At 70.6% G+C, this 16,192-nt stretch carries 15 protein-coding genes and 1 pseudogene; 7 read left to right on the forward strand and 9 right to left on the reverse strand.

Translation table 11 applies throughout. The features are described from left to right. A pseudogene (locus tag LLS1_RS18915) lies at positions 1 to 1,074 on the forward strand (hypothetical protein); the annotation flags it as partial. 54 nt (positions 1,075 to 1,128) lie between these two features. Here the strand turns inward: LLS1_RS18915 and LLS1_RS18920 are convergent. The 3 genes from LLS1_RS18920 to eccD are packed head-to-tail and all read right to left on the reverse strand — an operon-like array spanning position 1,129 to position 5,120. After that, positions 1,129 to 2,442 (reverse strand): S8 family serine peptidase, encoded by a 1,314-nt coding sequence (locus LLS1_RS18920; RefSeq protein ID WP_226657994.1) that lies wholly within the window; start codon positions 2,440 to 2,442, stop codon positions 1,129 to 1,131. Further along, entirely contained in the window at positions 2,439 to 3,776 is a 1,338-nt protein-coding gene (eccB, locus tag LLS1_RS18925; RefSeq protein ID WP_226657996.1) for a type VII secretion protein EccB, read from the reverse strand. Before eccB ends, LLS1_RS18920 begins: the two co-directional genes overlap by 4 nt. A gap of 3 nt (positions 3,777 to 3,779) precedes the next feature. After that, a complete protein-coding gene (eccD, locus tag LLS1_RS18930) occupies positions 3,780 to 5,120 on the reverse strand; it encodes a type VII secretion integral membrane protein EccD (RefSeq protein ID WP_226657998.1) in 1,341 nt (446 codons plus the stop codon). A 302-nt stretch (positions 5,121 to 5,422) separates the two neighbouring features. Here eccD and LLS1_RS18935 point away from each other — a divergent pair, with 302 nt between their 5' ends. From LLS1_RS18935 to LLS1_RS18945, 3 genes are all read left to right on the forward strand, one after another. Continuing rightward, positions 5,423 to 5,737: a WXG100 family type VII secretion target gene (locus tag LLS1_RS18935; protein ID WP_025159493.1), complete on the forward strand. Its 315-nt coding sequence runs from the start codon at positions 5,423 to 5,425 to the stop codon at positions 5,735 to 5,737. Between the two features lie 35 nt (positions 5,738 to 5,772). Continuing rightward, positions 5,773 to 6,063, forward strand: coding sequence for a WXG100 family type VII secretion target (locus tag LLS1_RS18940; protein WP_021765178.1), 291 nt, complete (start codon positions 5,773 to 5,775; stop codon positions 6,061 to 6,063). Positions 6,064 to 6,149: 86 nt separating this feature from the next. Next, positions 6,150 to 6,614, forward strand: a complete 465-nt coding sequence (locus tag LLS1_RS18945; protein ID WP_226658000.1) for a hypothetical protein — start codon at positions 6,150 to 6,152, stop codon at positions 6,612 to 6,614. A gap of 78 nt (positions 6,615 to 6,692) precedes the next feature. On the opposite strand, the gene LLS1_RS18950 is transcribed toward LLS1_RS18945, so the two are convergent. After that, a complete protein-coding gene (locus LLS1_RS18950; RefSeq protein ID WP_226658001.1) occupies positions 6,693 to 8,093 on the reverse strand; it encodes an MFS transporter in 1,401 nt (466 codons plus the stop codon). A gap of 170 nt (positions 8,094 to 8,263) precedes the next feature. Between LLS1_RS18950 and LLS1_RS18955 the strand changes: the two genes are divergently transcribed. Beyond that, positions 8,264 to 8,692, forward strand: a complete 429-nt coding sequence (locus tag LLS1_RS18955) for a DUF2269 family protein (RefSeq protein ID WP_223359965.1) — start codon at positions 8,264 to 8,266, stop codon at positions 8,690 to 8,692. A 23-nt stretch (positions 8,693 to 8,715) separates the two neighbouring features. Here the strand turns inward: LLS1_RS18955 and ribH are convergent, their stop codons facing one another. From ribH to LLS1_RS18980, 5 genes are all read right to left on the reverse strand, one after another. Further along, positions 8,716 to 9,192: a 6,7-dimethyl-8-ribityllumazine synthase gene (gene ribH / locus LLS1_RS18960; protein WP_223359966.1), complete on the reverse strand. Its 477-nt coding sequence runs from the start codon at positions 9,190 to 9,192 to the stop codon at positions 8,716 to 8,718. Next, positions 9,189 to 10,484: a GTP cyclohydrolase II gene (ribA, locus tag LLS1_RS18965; protein WP_223359967.1), complete on the reverse strand. Its 1,296-nt coding sequence runs from the start codon at positions 10,482 to 10,484 to the stop codon at positions 9,189 to 9,191. The genes ribH and ribA overlap by 4 nt, the downstream gene beginning before the upstream one ends. Then, complete coding sequence (locus LLS1_RS18970) at positions 10,481 to 11,107, reverse strand: riboflavin synthase (RefSeq protein WP_226658003.1); 627 nt, start codon at positions 11,105 to 11,107, stop codon at positions 10,481 to 10,483. Before LLS1_RS18970 ends, ribA begins: the two co-directional genes overlap by 4 nt. A gap of 1 nt (position 11,108) precedes the next feature. Continuing rightward, entirely contained in the window at positions 11,109 to 12,152 is a 1,044-nt protein-coding gene (ribD, locus tag LLS1_RS18975; RefSeq protein ID WP_226658004.1) for a bifunctional diaminohydroxyphosphoribosylaminopyrimidine deaminase/5-amino-6-(5-phosphoribosylamino)uracil reductase RibD, read from the reverse strand. Between the two features lie 271 nt (positions 12,153 to 12,423). Continuing rightward, positions 12,424 to 13,422 carry a sugar-binding transcriptional regulator gene (locus tag LLS1_RS18980; protein WP_223359970.1) on the reverse strand — a complete coding sequence of 333 codons (999 nt, stop codon included), beginning with the start codon at positions 13,420 to 13,422 and terminating at the stop codon, positions 12,424 to 12,426. A 123-nt stretch (positions 13,423 to 13,545) separates the two neighbouring features. Between LLS1_RS18980 and LLS1_RS18985 the strand changes: the two genes are divergently transcribed. Both LLS1_RS18985 and LLS1_RS18990 read left to right on the forward strand, forming a co-directional pair. After that, the gene (locus LLS1_RS18985) at positions 13,546 to 15,285 is read left to right on the forward strand and encodes a glycerol-3-phosphate dehydrogenase/oxidase (protein WP_226658006.1); all 1,740 of its coding nucleotides are present in this window, start codon (positions 13,546 to 13,548) and stop codon (positions 15,283 to 15,285) included. 179 nt (positions 15,286 to 15,464) lie between these two features. Continuing rightward, positions 15,465 to 16,187: an MIP/aquaporin family protein gene (locus LLS1_RS18990; RefSeq protein WP_374758291.1), complete on the forward strand. Its 723-nt coding sequence runs from the start codon at positions 15,465 to 15,467 to the stop codon at positions 16,185 to 16,187. Positions 16,188 to 16,192: the final 5 nt, after the last annotated feature.

A 16,192-nucleotide genomic window follows, 5' to 3' on the forward strand; every position in this document is an offset into this window, starting at 1 on the left:
GTGATCGTCCGTCGTACCGATGCGGAGCCGGAGGTCGCTGCGGAGGAGCTGGATGAGACGGTGATCGTCCGCCGCCCCGATGCGGAGCCCGTGGCGGCCACGGACGCGCTCGACGAGACGATCGTCGTGGATCGCCTGCCATCGGACGCGGTCGAACCGCCGCTGACCCCTCGACTCGCCGTGGCCGCGACAGTTTCCGTGGAGCCTCCCGCCGATGTGGAGCCGTCTTCGCTCGTGGAGTCCCCTCTCACGGCGGGATCGCCCCCGGCGCCCGCGGAACCCGCCTTGGATCCGGCGCCTCCGCGTGAGCCGGTGGTGCCCGTATCCGACGCGGAGCAGCCCGCCTCGAGCGACGAGTCCTCCAGCGGCGCCCTCGAGATCGACCTCGACGACACGGTCGTTCCTCCTCGCGCGGCCGCACCTCAGGAGCTTGAGACCGTCCCCATCCCGGGCGCCGATACCGACATCGATGACGACACCGTCGGCCGCGCCACGCTCGACGCCACCCGCGTCGTCCACCGTCACGACGGTCCGCTCGACGCCACCCGCGTCGTCCGACGCGACGACGAGGCTCACGATGATCCGTTCGATGCCACCCGCGTGGTGCGACGCGACGATGACGACGATGAAGACGAGCAGGAGTCCGACGACACCATCATCGCTCGGCGCCCCGTTGGGACCGTGTCCGGGGATATCGCCGGCTCGCCGGTACCGTCGGCCCCTGTGGCGTCCCCGACCGCGCGGGCGCAGCTCGCGCCCACCCGGCGTTCCCTGCGCGCCAAGCGCACGCCGATCGTCCTGCCGTCGGGCACCGCCGCGTCGGAGCGCGCTGCTGCAGCGCTCGGGGCGGACGCCGTGGTGCGCTATGAGCCGCGGCCCATCCCGGAGCCGCCCGCACCGGGGCCGGACCTCGGCAGCGGCCCGGAGGCGACCAGAGCCGCGACACCGTCCATGCGGTCGGTGCGGCGCGCGACCCGTTCCGCGGGCTGGATCGCCCTCGGAAGCATCGTGGGCGCCTGCGTCGTGTCGATCGTCGGGCTGATCGTCATCGTGACGACCGTCGTCGGCGGCTGAGCCGTCGGAGTCGCCCGCGCCGCGCAAGCCGGTACGCGCGTCCGGCCCGGTTACTCAGGCCGTCCCCTCCCTCCGTGCCCGCCTGCGGCGCGCCGCGAGGATGCCGACCGCAGCGATCGCCGCCAGAATGGTGAGCCCGATCACGGACACGACCACGGCGGCGGCGCTCTGCCTCGCCTGGCTGTCGTCGTTCGGCTGGACCGTCAGCGCAGGCGATTCGCTGGCCGCGGGCGCGTGGGTCGACGCGGTGAAGGGGTTCGTCGGCCCGGCCGTCTCCGCTCCGGGGACGAGGACGATCGCCTCGTAGGGCTGCACGACACCCCAGCCCGCGTCGTCGTCACGCGAGCCGGGATGCGCGCGGATGGCACTGGCCATCAGCCGGTAGGCCCACTCGGCGGGGGTCTCGTCGGGATGGGCGGAGGCGACGAGGGCGGCGGCGGCGGAGACGTAGGCCGTCGCGAAACTGGTCGCGGGGGCATCGGATGCATAGACGCAGTCGCCGCCGGTGCTCGCGGCGGTGAGCACGTCCTGGCCCGGGGCGCTGAGCGCCACGTGTGCGCCGTGGATGCTGTCGTCCGTCACCGCCCCACCCGTTCCGATCGCGGCGACGCCGAGGACGCCGGGGTAGCCGGCGGGGTACCGCACGCCGTCCTGCTGGTCCTTCTCCACGGCGAGCGAGGAGTCGCGGTTGCCGGAGGAGGCGACGATGAGGCTGCCGTGGGCGGTCGCGTAGGCGACCGCCTCCCGTAGCGCAGGGTCGTCGACGGCGGTCGAGAGCGAGACGTTGATGACCTGGGCATGGGCGTCGGCGGCGTAGCGGATGCCCGCGGCGAGCCGGGCGATGCTGGGGCCGCTGCCCGCAGCGACGGCCTGATCGTCGGTCCCCGCGAAGACCCGCACCGAGAGGATCCGAGCGTCCGGGGCGAGCCCCTCGACTCCGGAGCCGTCGACGGTCTGCGCGGCGATCTCCCCGGCGATCGCCGTCCCGTGGCCGTAGCCGTCTGCGTACCCGGCCGCACCGGCTCCGTCGCCGACCAGATCGGTCCCGCCGGCCAACACGGAGGCGAGGTGCGGGTTGGCTGCGTCGACCCCCGAGTCGACGACGGCGACCACGATTCCCGCGCCGCGGGACTGCTCCCAGGCCGTGGAGGCCTGCAACTGCGCGAGCGCGGGCGGACGCTGCGGGATGAGCGTGCCCGCGCCGGTGCAGCCAGTGGTGGCCTCGGCGAGCCGTGCCGTCGACGCGACGGCGCGAGGCGGTCCGGACGCGCCGGTCGTCGTGGCCGATGCCGGCGTCGCGACCAGTCCGAGCGCGGCGACGACGGCGGCGCCGGCGAGCAGCACCCGGGCGGCGGACCGGCCGTTCATCCGACGGATGCGCTCGACGTCGCGCCCGCCGCGGACGTGCTGAGCTCCGGTCCGCTGTGCAGGAGTGCGATCCAGGTCTGTTCGACGGTGCCCACCTCGTCCGGCGTGTAGCCCAGGCGCTTCACCGTCTCGTCGTCGGCGCCGGGGAGCGCGAACGCGGTTCCCGTGGCATCGACGAGGGTCAGCATCCCGGCACTGCCGGCTCCACGACCCGCGGCGTCGATCAGGGCGCCGTGCCCGGCCTGCACGGTGACGCCCGACGTCGCCTTCGCCGAGGCCGGCGCCGTCGCGAGCACGGTGGTGCCGCTCGCGCTGAGCAGGGCGCAGGCGCGATCGCTCGCGGTGAGGGAGGTGAAGCCCTCCGCCGGCCAGTCCGCCCCGCCCGCCGGTGCCTTCGCCGTGCGGAGACCGGCGACGGAGGCCGCCGACACCTCACGCACGGTCGACATCGTGCGCCCGGAGCCGAGCTGGTAGAGCTGCCAGGCCAGGGGGCTGAGGGTCGCGAGAGACCCGTCGCCCTGGACGACGAAACGCTGCTCGGCGGCACTGCCGGAGGTGTGGATGACCTCGCCCACCAGCAGGGGGCCGTCGCTCAGCGCCCCGCCCGGGACGGGCGAGCCGGCGTCGGTGATGACGAGCGGCTCCAGAGCGGCGCCGGGCGAGAAGAGGTTGAGCCAGTCGGAGGACACCCGCACAGGAGCCAAGGCGTCGATCCCGGCGGCGCGGAGCACGGCATCGGCGTTCTGCCCATCCACCCCGTAGCGCAGGCCGCCCGCGACGACCCAGCGCTCGCCGCCGTTCTCGACGACCACGGCACGGTCGGTCGCCGTCGCGGAGGGGCGGGTTCGGATCGATGTCGCGACACCGCCGTCGTCGGTCACACAGGCGGTCCAGCCGGTGTTCACGAGTGCGTCGGCGCTCGGGAGAGCGTCGGGTGCGCCGACGATCCCGACCGGGGAGCCGACCGCGATGCCCGAGAGCGCGTGCGAGTCGGTGGTGATGACGGCGAAGCTGGAGGACGGAATGAGGAGACGCGCGCTCGCGGTGTTGATCACCGGGTGGAGGACGCCTTTCACCGAGACGTACCGGGCGCCGGTGTCCTTCGCGATGAGCATGCGGCCGTTCTGCCAACCCTGGGGCAGCCCGGGCTGGATGAGCCCGTAGAACGCCCCGGCGAGCAGCACGGCGGCGGTGAGCACGATCGCGATCACGACGGCTCGCAGGGGCTTCGCGGGCTCGAGCTCCTTGCCGCCCGGCGCGCCGCTGACGAACGCGGTGAGGAGCCGTCGGCGCGAGAAGTTCTGGGCCTCGATGAGGTCGGTCTTGCTCGCCACGTGTCAGGCCAGCCCGGCGGCGATCACGCCGATCGGCAGGAGCAGGGCCAGCACCACGACCTCCGCGGTGTCGGCGAGGCGGCCGAGACGGACGCGCACGCGGGGGTCGAGGAGCGTGACGACGATCGTGATCACCGTCACGGCGCCGAGCACGACGAGAAGCGTGGGGATCAGTCCCGGTTGGGCGACAGCGACGGTCAGCCCGGTCGCGGCGACACCGGCGGTGCCGAGGGCCATCAGAGTGAGCACGTTGCTGCGCGAATAGCTCTGGCGCGCCGGGAACATGAGTCCGAGGAAGGCGAGCGCGCACAGCACGGCTCCGATCGGGGTGGATCCGGCGACGACCGGCGTCGCCGCGAGTACGGCGAGGCCGAGCGCGAGGCGCAGGGCGACGAGGGCGCGCTGTCCGGCGGCCGCCCGGCGGCGCACATCCTCCGCGTCGATCGGCGCGGGCGCGGCGAACACCTCGCTGTCGCTCTGCGGGCTGATGACCCGCAGGCGGGTCGAGCTGAGGGCGAGCCACGGGAGGGCGTTCGCGAGCGTCGCGACGATCGCGACCGTGAGCGAGTAGGCGGCCGTCTGCGCGCCGGGGAGCAGACCCGTGATGACGGCCGGGATACCGATCGCGGCCCCGGCGGCGACGGGGATGAGCTGCAGCTCCGGCCGGTAGGGGGTCAGAGCCAGGGCCGCCCCGCCGACCACGACCGCGCCGAGGCCCGCGGCCGCGAGCGGCCACCCCCAGAGGTCCCACGCGCCGGGGACGGCCAGGTAGCCGGCGACGGCGCCGAAGACCGCGGACGCGAGGCCCAGGCCGCATCCCGCCTCCGGCTGGCCGACACGCGAGAGCACGGCCGAGGTGGTGACCAGGAGGACCGCTCCGCAGATCGCGACGATGAGGCCGATCGCGAGCGCGTGCCCGGCGGCGACGAGCAGCACCGCGCACACGCCGAGCATCGTCAAGCTCACGGCGAGGGCGGTGCGGGTGTTGTCGGCAGGAGTCCAGGGACGGTGCTGCTCTGTCGTCGCGTCGAGCACGGCCTCGACGATGTCGTCGTACACGAGCGGCTCGGCGAGCAGCGCACCCCGGGCGAGCGTCAGCAGCTCGCCCTCCTGGAGGCCCTGGTCGAGGGCGCCGCGACTCGGGTCGACGGTGCTGCCGTCGGCGCGCTGCAGCGTGTAGCCGACATGGGTCATGGTCGGGTCGAGCACGCCCAGGCTGCGGGCGAAGCCCGGCATGAGCTCGATGAGCGGGAGGTGCGCCGGCACGCCGACGTCGAGGCGGCGTCCTTCGCTCTGGACCGAGATGCGCAGGAGCGCCCGTACTGTGCTGACGGATTGACTCACCCGGTCCGTGCCTCCCCCTGTGCGACTGGACGACCCTTGTGCTCGTGGACGCCGCTGCTGTGCTCGTGGACGCCGCTGCGTGCTCGGGCGGCGCGTCGTTCCACGCCCACCCATCTTACCCAAGCCGACACGCAGTGGCCCGCGCATGGGTGCTACCACTGATATCCGCACGGAGAGGTTGCGTCCACCCCCGAACGCCAATACCGTGGCGGGAGTCGACATGACCTCAATTGCGCTCTGCATGTCGGTGAGTTGGGGGGTCTTGCCGTGCGAACAAGCGATGGAATCAGGAATGGAGTGTCATGGCTGATGTGATCTCAGCAGAAGAGGGCGCGCTCAAGCGCGGAGCCCAGGCCGTCGGTACCGCGAAGTCGGGCATCGACCAGCAGGTCAAGTTCGTCCGCGGTGAGATCGAGCAGCTCCGCGGATTCTGGACCGGCGAGGCGGCGGGTGCGTTCACCCAGCTCATGTCCCGGTGGGACGAGGAGACGCGCAAGCTGAACGACGTGCTCATCACTCTCGAGGACGCCCTGAGCGGCACCGAGAAGGACCAGGTCCGCACGGAGGAGTCGCACCAGCAGACGATCTCCGGTCTCTCGTCGATGATGGGCTCCTGAGCCGAGAGGCCCAGGCAGCAGGAAAGGTTTTCAACATGCAGTCGATGTCGGTCGACCCCGGACAGCTCACCGCTCTCTCCGGCCAGATCCGTACCGGTGCCAATGGCATCAAGTCCCAGCTCGAGCAGCTCGAGTCCGAGGTCGGGAAGCTCCGCGCCTCCTGGGATGGTCAGGCGCAGACGGCGTACGACGACGCCCAGCGCAAGTGGACGCAGTCCCTCACCGCGCTGAACACGCTGCTCGAGCAGATCTCGAACAAGACGGACGAGATCTCGCAGCACTACGTGTCGTCGGACAAGTCGTCCGCCGGGCGCTTCTCGCTCTGAACGACGCCGCTCGCGGATCGTCCCCGGCCGTGTCCGGGGCCGGTCCGCGAGCGCATGCGCACCCGGTGCCGTAGAAGGGAGAACCCATGGCAGCATCCGGCAAGAAGGTCGGAGTCGACGGCGAGACCGTCCTCGACCACGCCAAGCGGATCGACGCGGCGACGGTGGCGGACGCCGCGAAACTGGTCCAGGAGTACCAGGTCGGCGGATCGAGTGGTGGTACCGCCGAGCCCGCCCTGTCGGGCTTCATCGCCCAGCTCGGCGACACGCTCGACACCATCGCGGCGAACGCCACGAAGCTCAACAAGACCGTCGCCTCGAACACGGACGCGCTGCGCGACGCGGTCAAGACGCTGAACGAGGCGGACGACCAGGCCAAGTCCGACGCGCAGACGTTGCAGGCGCTGATCGACGACCAGCCCCAGCCGAAGGGCAAGGTGCCGCCCGCGCCGGCTCCCGCGGCTCCTGCCGGCCCGGTCGCGCCGACGGGCTCGGGCACATCGTCGCCCGGCGACGTGTTCCAGAAGTCGGCGGGTAGCGACCGGCACTGAGGTCGCGCCACTCGTCGCAGACAGGCGGGAGGCCCCGCGGATCATGGATCCGCGGGGCCTTCCGCCTGTGACAGGAGATCAGCTCACGTTCTCGGTGAAGTCGATGTCCTTCGTCTCTTTGGAGAGCAGGAGGGCGCCGAGCGTGAGCAGACCGGCGAGCGACAGGTAGACGCCGACCCACACGGTGGAGCCGCCTCCGACGGTCCACAGCCACACGGCGATCGTGGGCGCGACGGCCGCACCGAGCACGCTCGACAGGTTGTAGGCGATCGCGGAGCCGGTGTAGCGCACGTTGGTCGGGAACAGCTCGGGCAGTTCGGCGCCCATCGGGCCGAACGTGAGCCCCATCAGGGTGAAGCCGACGATCAGGAGGGCCATCGTGCCGATCGTGCCGCCCGCGAAGAGGGGCACGAACAGCAGCCCGAACACGATGATCCCGATCGTCACCCAGATCAGCGTCCTGCGACGTCCGAACCGCTCGGCCAACGGTCCGGCGACGAGCGTGAACACGCCGAAGAACACGACCCCGATGATGAGCATGACGAGGAAGTCGTTGCGCGTGTATCCCAGGCCGGGGACGAACGTCGCCGGGTCGAACGTCTTGCCGGCCTTCTCGGCCGCGGCACGAGCGGCATCGGCGGAGCCGGCGGTGGTTCCGTACGTGAGCGTGAACGCGGTCATCAGGTAGAACAGCACGTAGGTCGCCAGCATGATGAAGGTGCCGAGGACGATCTGCCACCAGCTGGTCCTGAAGACGCGGGCGAGCGGGAGCTTCGCCACCTCACCCTCGTCGACGACCTTCTGGAAGGCCGGCGTCTCCACCAGCTTGAGGCGCACGTACAGGCCGACGATGACGAGCACGGCGCTGAGCAGGAACGGGACACGCCAGCCCCAGGCGGCGAAGGCGTCCGCGCTCATCGACAGGTTCAGGATGAGGAAGAGCACGTTGGCGACGATGAAGCCGATCGGTGCGCCCAGCTGCGGGAAGGTCCCATAGATCGCACGCTTGCCGGCCGGCGCGTTCTCGGTCGCCAGGAGGGCGGCGCCGCTCCATTCGCCGCCGAGGCCGAGGCCCTGGCAGAACCGCATCACGACCAGCAGGAACGGCGCCCAGAACTCCCAGCCCGGCGTCTGCGCGGTGGGGAGGCAGCCGATGAGCACGGTCGCGATTCCCATGGTGAGGAGCGAGCCGACCAGGGTGCCCTTGCGGCCGATCCGGTCGCCGAAATGGCCGAACAGGATGGACCCGACGGGGCGCGCGATGAAGGCGACGCCGAAGACGGCGAACGACGACAGCAGCGCGGCGGTCGGGTCCTCACTGGTGAAGAACAGCGACGGGAAGACCAGTACGGCCGCGGTCGCGTAGACGTAGAAGTCGTAGAACTCGATCGAGGTGCCGATGAGGCTGGCGAGGATGACGCGGCCGCGCGTGTTCGCGGGTGCGGGGGAGGGGGAGTTGACGGAGGCCGTCGTAGACATGCGTGGAGTACTTCCGAGACGGGAGGCGAGACCGCAAGGCGTGCCGGCGTCGATCGGGCGTCGGGAGCTGGTGAGGCGGGAGAGGGGACAGGGAAGCGCTTGTGGCGCATCCTCCAGCTTATGCGCGCCCCGCGGGACGCACGAATCCGGCGCATCGCTAGGCTGGGCGCATGGATACTCTGTTCAACGTCCTGCACGTGGTCTCGGCCGTCTTCATCGTCGGACCGATGGCCATCCTCCCGATGACGGCGATGCGCGCGGTGCGTGCGGGGAACGCCGGGCAGGTCCAGGTACTCGCCAAGTCGACCAACCTCACCGCGCTGCTGTCGCTGCTCGTGATCGTGTTCGGCTTCGGAGCGATGAGTCTGGCCGACAAGAAGTACGATCTCAGCATCGTCACCCCGTGGATCCTGTGGTCGATCATCCTCTATGTGGTGGCTCTCGGCCTCACGTTGTTCCTGGTCGTCCCGACGATGCGGCGCGCCGCCGAAGCCATCGAGGGCGGAACCGTCTCGAAGTACCCGGCCATCGCGGCCGGCTCCGGCGTGGCGACGCTGTTCCTGGTGGCGGTCGTGGTGCTGATGGTCTGGAAGCCGTAGCAGCCAGACCATCAGCGCGGAGCTCAGCCCCGCAATCCCCGAAGGACGAGCGCGGTGGCGAGTGCCGCGTGCGCCGCCTCCTCGCCCTTGTCCTCCTTGGAGCCGGGGAGGCCGGCGCGGTCGATGCCCTGGGCTTCGTCGTCGAGCGTCAGCACGCCGAACCCGACCGGCTTCCCGGTGTCGAGCGCGACGCGGGTGAGGCCGTCCGTCGCTGCCGCCGAGACGTACTCGAAGTGCGGGGTGCCGCCGCGGATGATGACGCCGAGCGCCACGACCGCGTCGGCGCCGGACTCGAGCGCCGCCTTGCTGACGACGGGGAGCTCGAAGCTTCCCGGCACACGGACGAGCGACCAGGTCGCCCCCGCGGCGTCGAGGGTGCGCTGGGCGCCCGCGATCAGGCCGTCCGTGATCTGCTCGTGCCAGGTGCCGGCGACGATCACGACGTTCAGGCCGCTTCCGTCGATCCGTCCAGTGGTCTCCGGGGCTCCCGCTCCGCTCATCGTGTGGTCCTCTCCGCTGCGATCGCAGCCGTGTCGTCCATCGGGGTCCGGTCGATGCTCCCGATCGCGTGACCCATGCGGTCCCGCTTGGTCTCCAGATAGCCCTCGTTGAAGGCGCCGACGCCGACGACGAGCGGCACACGCTCGGCGACGTCGATGCCGTGCTCCTCGAGCTGGCGCACCTTCTCCGGGTTGTTGGTCAGCAGGCGCACGGACTCGATGCCGAGGTCCTGCAGGATGGCCGTGGCCGCGCCGTAGTCGCGGGCGTCGATGGGCAGGCCGAGGGCGAGGTTGGCGTCGAGGGTGTCGAGGCCCTCCTCCTGCAGCTTGTAGGCACGCAGCTTGTTGATCAGGCCGATGCCGCGTCCCTCGTGGCCGCGCAGGTAGACGACGACCCCGCCGTCGCGCTGGATGGTGTCGAGCGCGGCGTCGAGCTGCGGCCCGCACTCGCATTTCAGTGAGCCGAAGGCCTCGCCGGTCAGGCACTCCGAGTGCACGCGCACCAGGGTGCCCGTGGCGGCGGGGTCGCCGGCGACGATGGCGACATGGTCGGCGCCGGTCATCCGGTCGCGGTACGCGCGCATCGTGAACGGGCCGTGGGTCGTCGGCACGGTGGTCTCGACCTCGAAGATGACGCGGGAGGTCTCGGGCACGGGGGTGACCGATTCCAGCTGCTGGTCGCAGTGGAACTCCTGCAGGTACGCGATCAGCGCCTCGATCGTGATGACGAGCACACCCTCGCGCTCGCCGAGCTCGATGAGGCCGGGCAGGCGCATCATCTCGCCGTCGTCCGCCACGATCTCGGCGATCGCGCCGACCGGCGTCATCCCCGCGAGCTTCAGCAGGTCGACCGCCGCCTCGGTGTGGCCGTCGCGCTCGCGTACGCCGCCCTCCACCGCACGGAGGGGGAGGATGTGGCCGGGCCGGTGCAGGCTGGTGGGCTGCGAGTCCCGATCGGCGAGCACGCGCAGGGTGTGCGCGCGGTCGGCGGCGCTGATGCCGGTGGAGAGGCGGTCCGCGGCGTCGACGCTCACCGTGTAGTTCGTCCCGCGGGCGTCCTCGTTCGTGGCGACCATCACCGGCAGTTCCAGGCGGTCGGCGATCTCGTTCGTCATCGGGGCGCAGATGAAACCGGACGAGTTCTTCACCGTCCACGCGATCCACTCCTGGCTCGCGAGCTCCGCGGCGAGGACGACGTCGCCCTCGTTCTCGCGGCTCTCGTTGTCCACGACGATGACCGGCCGGCCGGCGCGCAGCTCGGCGAGGGCCTCCGGGATCGATGCCAGACTCATGACGCACTCCGTTCGTCGCGCTCGCTCAGGGCGAGCATGCGTTCCACGTGACGGGCGAGGATGTCCGTCTCGATGTTGACGCGATCGCCCGGCACGCGGTCGCCGAGCGTGGTCGCCGACAGCGTCTCCGGGATCAGGGAAACCTCGAACCAGCCGTCCTCGCGTCCGCCGCCGACGGCGCTCACGGTCAGTGAGACGCCGTCAACGGCGATGGAGCCCTTGCGCACCACCAGGGGCGCGTGCTCCGGGTCGAGGCTGAGGCGCACGACGCGCCAGGCGCTCCCGTCGGTGACGGAGAGCACGGTCGCGGTGCCGTCGATGTGGCCCTGCACGATGTGTCCGCCGAGGCGATCGCCGACCTGCGCCGCGCGCTCGAGGTTGACCCGGCGGCCGGGCGCGACGTCGTCGAGAGTGCTCATCGCGAGTGTCTCGGCCATGACGTCGGCGGTGAACGTCTGCGCGTCCTGACCGATCACGGTGAGGCACACCCCGCTGACCGAGATGGAGTCTCCGTGCGCCGCGTCGCTCACGGCGAGCGGCCCGCGCACCGTGATCCGCGCCGCGTCGGCGACGCGGTCGACGGCGGTGATCTCGCCGAGCTCTTCGATGATTCCGGTGAACATGTCAGCCTTCCTGGGCGGGGTCGATGGAGCGGGCGGAGGACGGGATGGGCTCCGCCCGCACGTAGAGGTCGCCGCCGAGCTCTTCGACGCCGAGGATGCGCAGGCGGCGCTGCTCGCCGATGGTGTCGACGCCGATCTCGCCGAGCGCGAGGCGCGGACCGCCGAGGAGGGTCGGAGCGAGGTAGATCGCGTACTCGTCGACCAGGCCTGCGGCGACGAAGGCGCTCGCGAGCGTGGGGCCGCCTTCGACGTATACCCGGCGGAAGCCGCGCTGGTGCAGGTCGGCGATGACGGCGCGGAGGTCGTGGGTGCCCTCGAAGATCACCGGTCGCGGGTGGCGGAAGACGGCGGCGTCGTTCGGGACGGCGCGCGTGCCGACCACGACCGGCGTCGGCTGCTGCGGGAGAAGCTCGCCCGCATCGCCGCGCGCGGTCAGGCTCGGGTCGTCGGCGAGCACGGTGCCGGTGCCGACGACGATCGCGTCCGACGCCTCCCGCTGCTCGTGGACACGCTGGCGCGCGGCCGTGCCGGTGATCCACTTGCTGGTGCCGTCCACTGCGGCGGCGCGGCCGTCGAGACTGCTGGCCCACTTGACCGTGATGTGCGGGCGCCCGAGACGTGCGGCTGTCAGCCAGTCGCCGAGGAACGCCTCGATCTCGTCCGCGAGCACACCTCCGGTTACCACGACGCCGGCCTCGCGCAGGCGCTCGGCTCCGCCGCCGGAGCGGCGGCCCGGGTCGTCGACGCCGTAGATCACCTCGGCGACGCCGGCGGCGATGAGGGCCTCGGAGCAGGGCCCCGTGAGGCCCCAGTGGTTGCACGGCTCGAGCGTGACGACGGCCGTGGCTCCACGGGCGCCGCCCTCGGGCAGCTGGGAGAGGGCGTCCACCTCCGCGTGCGCCGTGCCGGCGCCGCGGTGCCAGCCCTGGGCGATCACGTCACCGTCGGGGCCGAGGATGACGCAGCCGACGCGCGGGTTGACGCCGGTCGCCGGGCCGTTGGCCGCCAGCTCGAGCGCGGTGCGCATCGCTGCTTCCCGGGTCATGGGATGGGTGTCCTGTCTTTCGAAGGCGGACGTATCCCGGGGTCGCGCGGGCGGCGGTCGTCGCCGACCACCGCTTCGTGCTGCCTCCCATCCGGACTGAGCGAGCGGGCTCACGCCTGCACGCATTACCGTCGGTACCGGAATTCCACCGGTTCAGCAGGAGGCGTTCGCACGCCGCCCGCTCGCGGACTCTGACCGCCGGTTCGGACTCTCACCGACCCCGGAGCACGTTGTTCTGTTGTCGAGTGTAGTCAACGTCCCCTGGGCCGGACTATTCCCCGCGCGACGTGGTGTCATCGTCGCGGGCCACGAGCGCCCGCGCGGTGCCCTCGTCGACGACGAGGTCGGTGATCAGCCCGGCCGCGAGAGCACCCCGCAGGCTGTGCACCTTCGACGGCCCCGACACGATGCAGACGCGACGCGGCACGCGCTTGATCAGGTCGATGTCCGGACCGCTGGCCCGCTGGTTCAGGGGGATGTCGTGGTGGCTGCCGTCTTCGCGGAAGAACACGGTGGCCACGTCGCCGACCACCCCGGACTCGTCGAGCGACGCGTAGTCGGCCTGGTCGAGGTAGCCGCCGGCGTAGACGTGCGAGCGCACCTCCGAGAACGGGGAGCCGAGTCCGAAGAGGGCGACGTCCATCCGCTCCTGGATGTCCAGGATGCGGCGCGTGCTGCGCTCGCGCCACATCGCGACCTTGGTCTGCGGGTCGTCGAAGAGAGCCGGCACCGGGAACTCCTGGATCGTGCCGGAGTAGGTGTCGCCGAAGCGGCGCAGGATCTCGGACGCGTACAGCACACCGGTCGTGTAGGTGTTGCCGGCCCCGTTGAGCTGCACGAACTCCACGTTGTGCAGCTCCTTGGGGATGAGGTGGCGGCTGAGCGCGCTCATGGTGGACCCCCACGCGACGCCGACCGTCTGATTCGAATCGATGAAGCGGTCGAGAATCCGTGCAGCGGAGATGGCGACGCGCTCGAGGCGGTCGACGTCACTGATGGCGCTCGGCATCGGGACGATGTGCGCGGCGATGCCGTACCGGTCGTGGATCTCCTGCTGGATGCGCGTGGCGCGCTCGTGCGGCTGCGCGATCTGGATGGTGACCAGACCGGACGTGCGCGCGTAGCTGAGAAGCCGGGAGACGCTGGAGCGCGACGTGTGCATCTCGTGCGCGATGGCCTCCATCGTGAGGTCCTGCATGTAGTAGAGGTGCCCGGCCTTGAGGGCGTCGCGCACCTTGTCGGGGAGGGTCTCGGTCTCGGGAGAGGTCATCGGGGTCGTCTTCTCGGCTCGGGAGGGGTCTGCACGTATGTGCAACCGGCTTGATCGAAGTTGTCGGGGCACCCAAGACTATAGCTGCCCCCTTCACCGATCGACAGAAGTACAGGAGTTCCCGTGACAGCGACGTCGAGCGTCCGCAGCGAGGTCAAGCGCCTCCAGGACCGTCCCACCGCCCAGGTCGTCATCATCGGCGGCGGCATCAACGGTCTCGGCACTTTCCGCGACCTCGCCCTCCAGGGCATCGACGTCGTCCTCGTCGAGCGCAACGACTTCGTCTCGGGAGCGTCGGCCGCCTCCAGCCACATGATCCACGGCGGGATCCGGTACCTGGAGAACGGCGAGTTCCGGCTCGTCAAGGAGTCGGTCACCGAGCGCAACGGCCTGCTCAAGATCGCGCCGCACTACGTCAAGCCGCTGCAGACGACCATCCCGATCTACTCGACGTTCTCGGGCATCCTCGCCGCTCCGCTCCGATTCCTCACCCACAAGCAGGGCAAGCCGAAGGAGCGCGGCGCGTTCCTCATCAAGACCGGCCTGACCATCTACGACGCCTTCTCGCGCGACGGCGGCAGCGTGCCGCGCCACAAGTTCCACGGTCGCACGAAGTCCCTCGAGACCCTCCCGGAGCTCAACCCGGGCCTCAAGTACACCGCCACCTACTTCGACGCCTCCGTGCACGACCCCGAGCGTCTGGCGCTCGACGTGCTCGCCGATGGCCTCGCCGCCGGGCCGCACGCCCGCGCGGTCAACTACGTCGAAGCGATCGGCACGAAGGACGGCGGCGTGCTCGTCCGCGACCGCGAGTCCGGCGAGGAGTTCGCCATCACCGCAGAGGTCGTCGTGAACGCCTCCGGCCCGTGGACCGACCTGACCAACGCGGCGCTCGGCCAGGGCACGACGTACATGGGCGGGACCAAAGGGTCGCACATCGTGCTGGACAACCCGCGTCTGCTCGAGGCCTGCCAGGGCCGTGAGATGTTCTTCGAGAACAACGACGGCCGCATCGTGCTCATCTACCCGCTCAAGGGCCGCGTGATGGTCGGCACGACGGACATCGACGCGGACATGAACGTGCCGGCCGTCTGCACCGAGGACGAGATCGACTACTTCATCGAGCTGGTCTCGCACGTTTTCCCAGCGATCCCCGTGACCCGCGACCAGATCGTCTACAGCTTCTCGGGCGTCCGTCCGCTCCCGCACCACGACGACACCGCCCCGGGGTTCGTCTCGCGCGACTACCGCATCGTTCCCGGCACGCTGGCCGGTCTCGGCGACACCACCGTGCTCAGCCTCGTCGGCGGAAAGTGGACCACCTTCCGCGCGCTCTCCGAGCACCTCGCGAACGAGACCCTGACGGTACTCGGCGCGACCCGACGGTTCTCCACGCTGGGCCTGCCGATCGGAGGCGGCGCCGGATTCCCGTCGACGCCGCAGGCCGAGCGCGACTGGATCGCCCGCTACGGGGCCGATGTCGGCGCGGATCGCGCCGCCCAGCTGCTGCACCGCTACGGCACCAAGGCGACCTTCGTGATCGACGCGATCGCGGGCGCGGACGGTGACGACGCAGCGCTCGCCGCGGCCCCCGACTACTCGCGCGCGGAGGTCGAATACCTGGTGCGCACCGAGCACGTCGCGCACCTGTCCGACGTCTTCCTGCGCCGCACCAGCCTCGCGTTCACCGGCTCCATCAGCGGCGCACTGGTCCGCGAGATCGGCGAAATCACCGCAAACGCGCTCGGATGGTCGCCAAACCGCCGCTCCGAGGAGGAAGATGCGTTCATAGCGGAACTGGCCGCCGCCCACCGGGTGCACCTCGAATCCGGGGACGGGAGCGAAGCCGCGGCGCTCCGATAATGCACGAACGTGCATAGCACGGTCCTTGTTACGGGTGGGTACGGCCAATAGCGTTCAAGTGCCCACCCTGACTTGGATCACACCTCATCGCACAACAGGGTGCGGGTCAACCGAACAACTGGAAGGTCAACGTGGACAATATCGGTGTAGATTTCCTGTCTGAGTTGGTGGGCACGGCAATGCTTGTCCTCCTCGGTACCGGTGTCGTGGCGAACGTCGCACTCATCAAGAACAAGGGCTTCAACGGCGGGTTCCTGATGGTGAACATCGGCTGGGGCATCGCGGTGTTCTCGGGCGTCGTCGTCGCCTACAACTCCGGCGCCCATCTGAACCCGGCTGTGACGCTCGGTCTGGTGGCCAACGGTGCGAAGACGTTCGGCGCAGGCAACGCCACCGTGGACGTGAACTTCGGGACGGTTGCGCTGTTCATCCTCGCCCAGCTGATCGGTGCGATCATCGGCGCGGTGTTCACGTGGCTCGCGTACAAGAAGCACTTCGACGAGGAGCCCGACCCGGCGAACAAGCTCGGCGTGTTCTCGACCGGCCCGGCCATCCGCAGCTACGGCTGGAACCTCGTCACCGAGATCATCGGCACGTTCGTGCTGGTGTTCGTGGTGATCGCGTTCGGCCACCAGCCCGGCCAGGCGGTCGGCCTCGCCGCCCTCGGCGCTCTGCCCGTCGCGCTCCTCGTGATCGGCATCGGCGCGAGCCTCGGTGGTCCGACCGGGTACGCCATCAACCCTGCCCGTGACCTCGGTCCGCGCATCGCCCACGCCATCCTCCCGATCAAGGGCAAGGGCAGCAGCGACTGGTCCTACTCGTGGGTCCCCGTCGTCGGGCCGGTCATCGGCGGTCTGCTCGCCGGCTGGCTCGCACTCGTCCTGCTCCCGATCATCAAGTAGCACTC

It is taken from the genome of Leifsonia sp. LS1 (assembly GCF_020521355.1).
Taxonomy (GTDB): domain Bacteria; phylum Actinomycetota; class Actinomycetes; order Actinomycetales; family Microbacteriaceae; genus Leifsonia.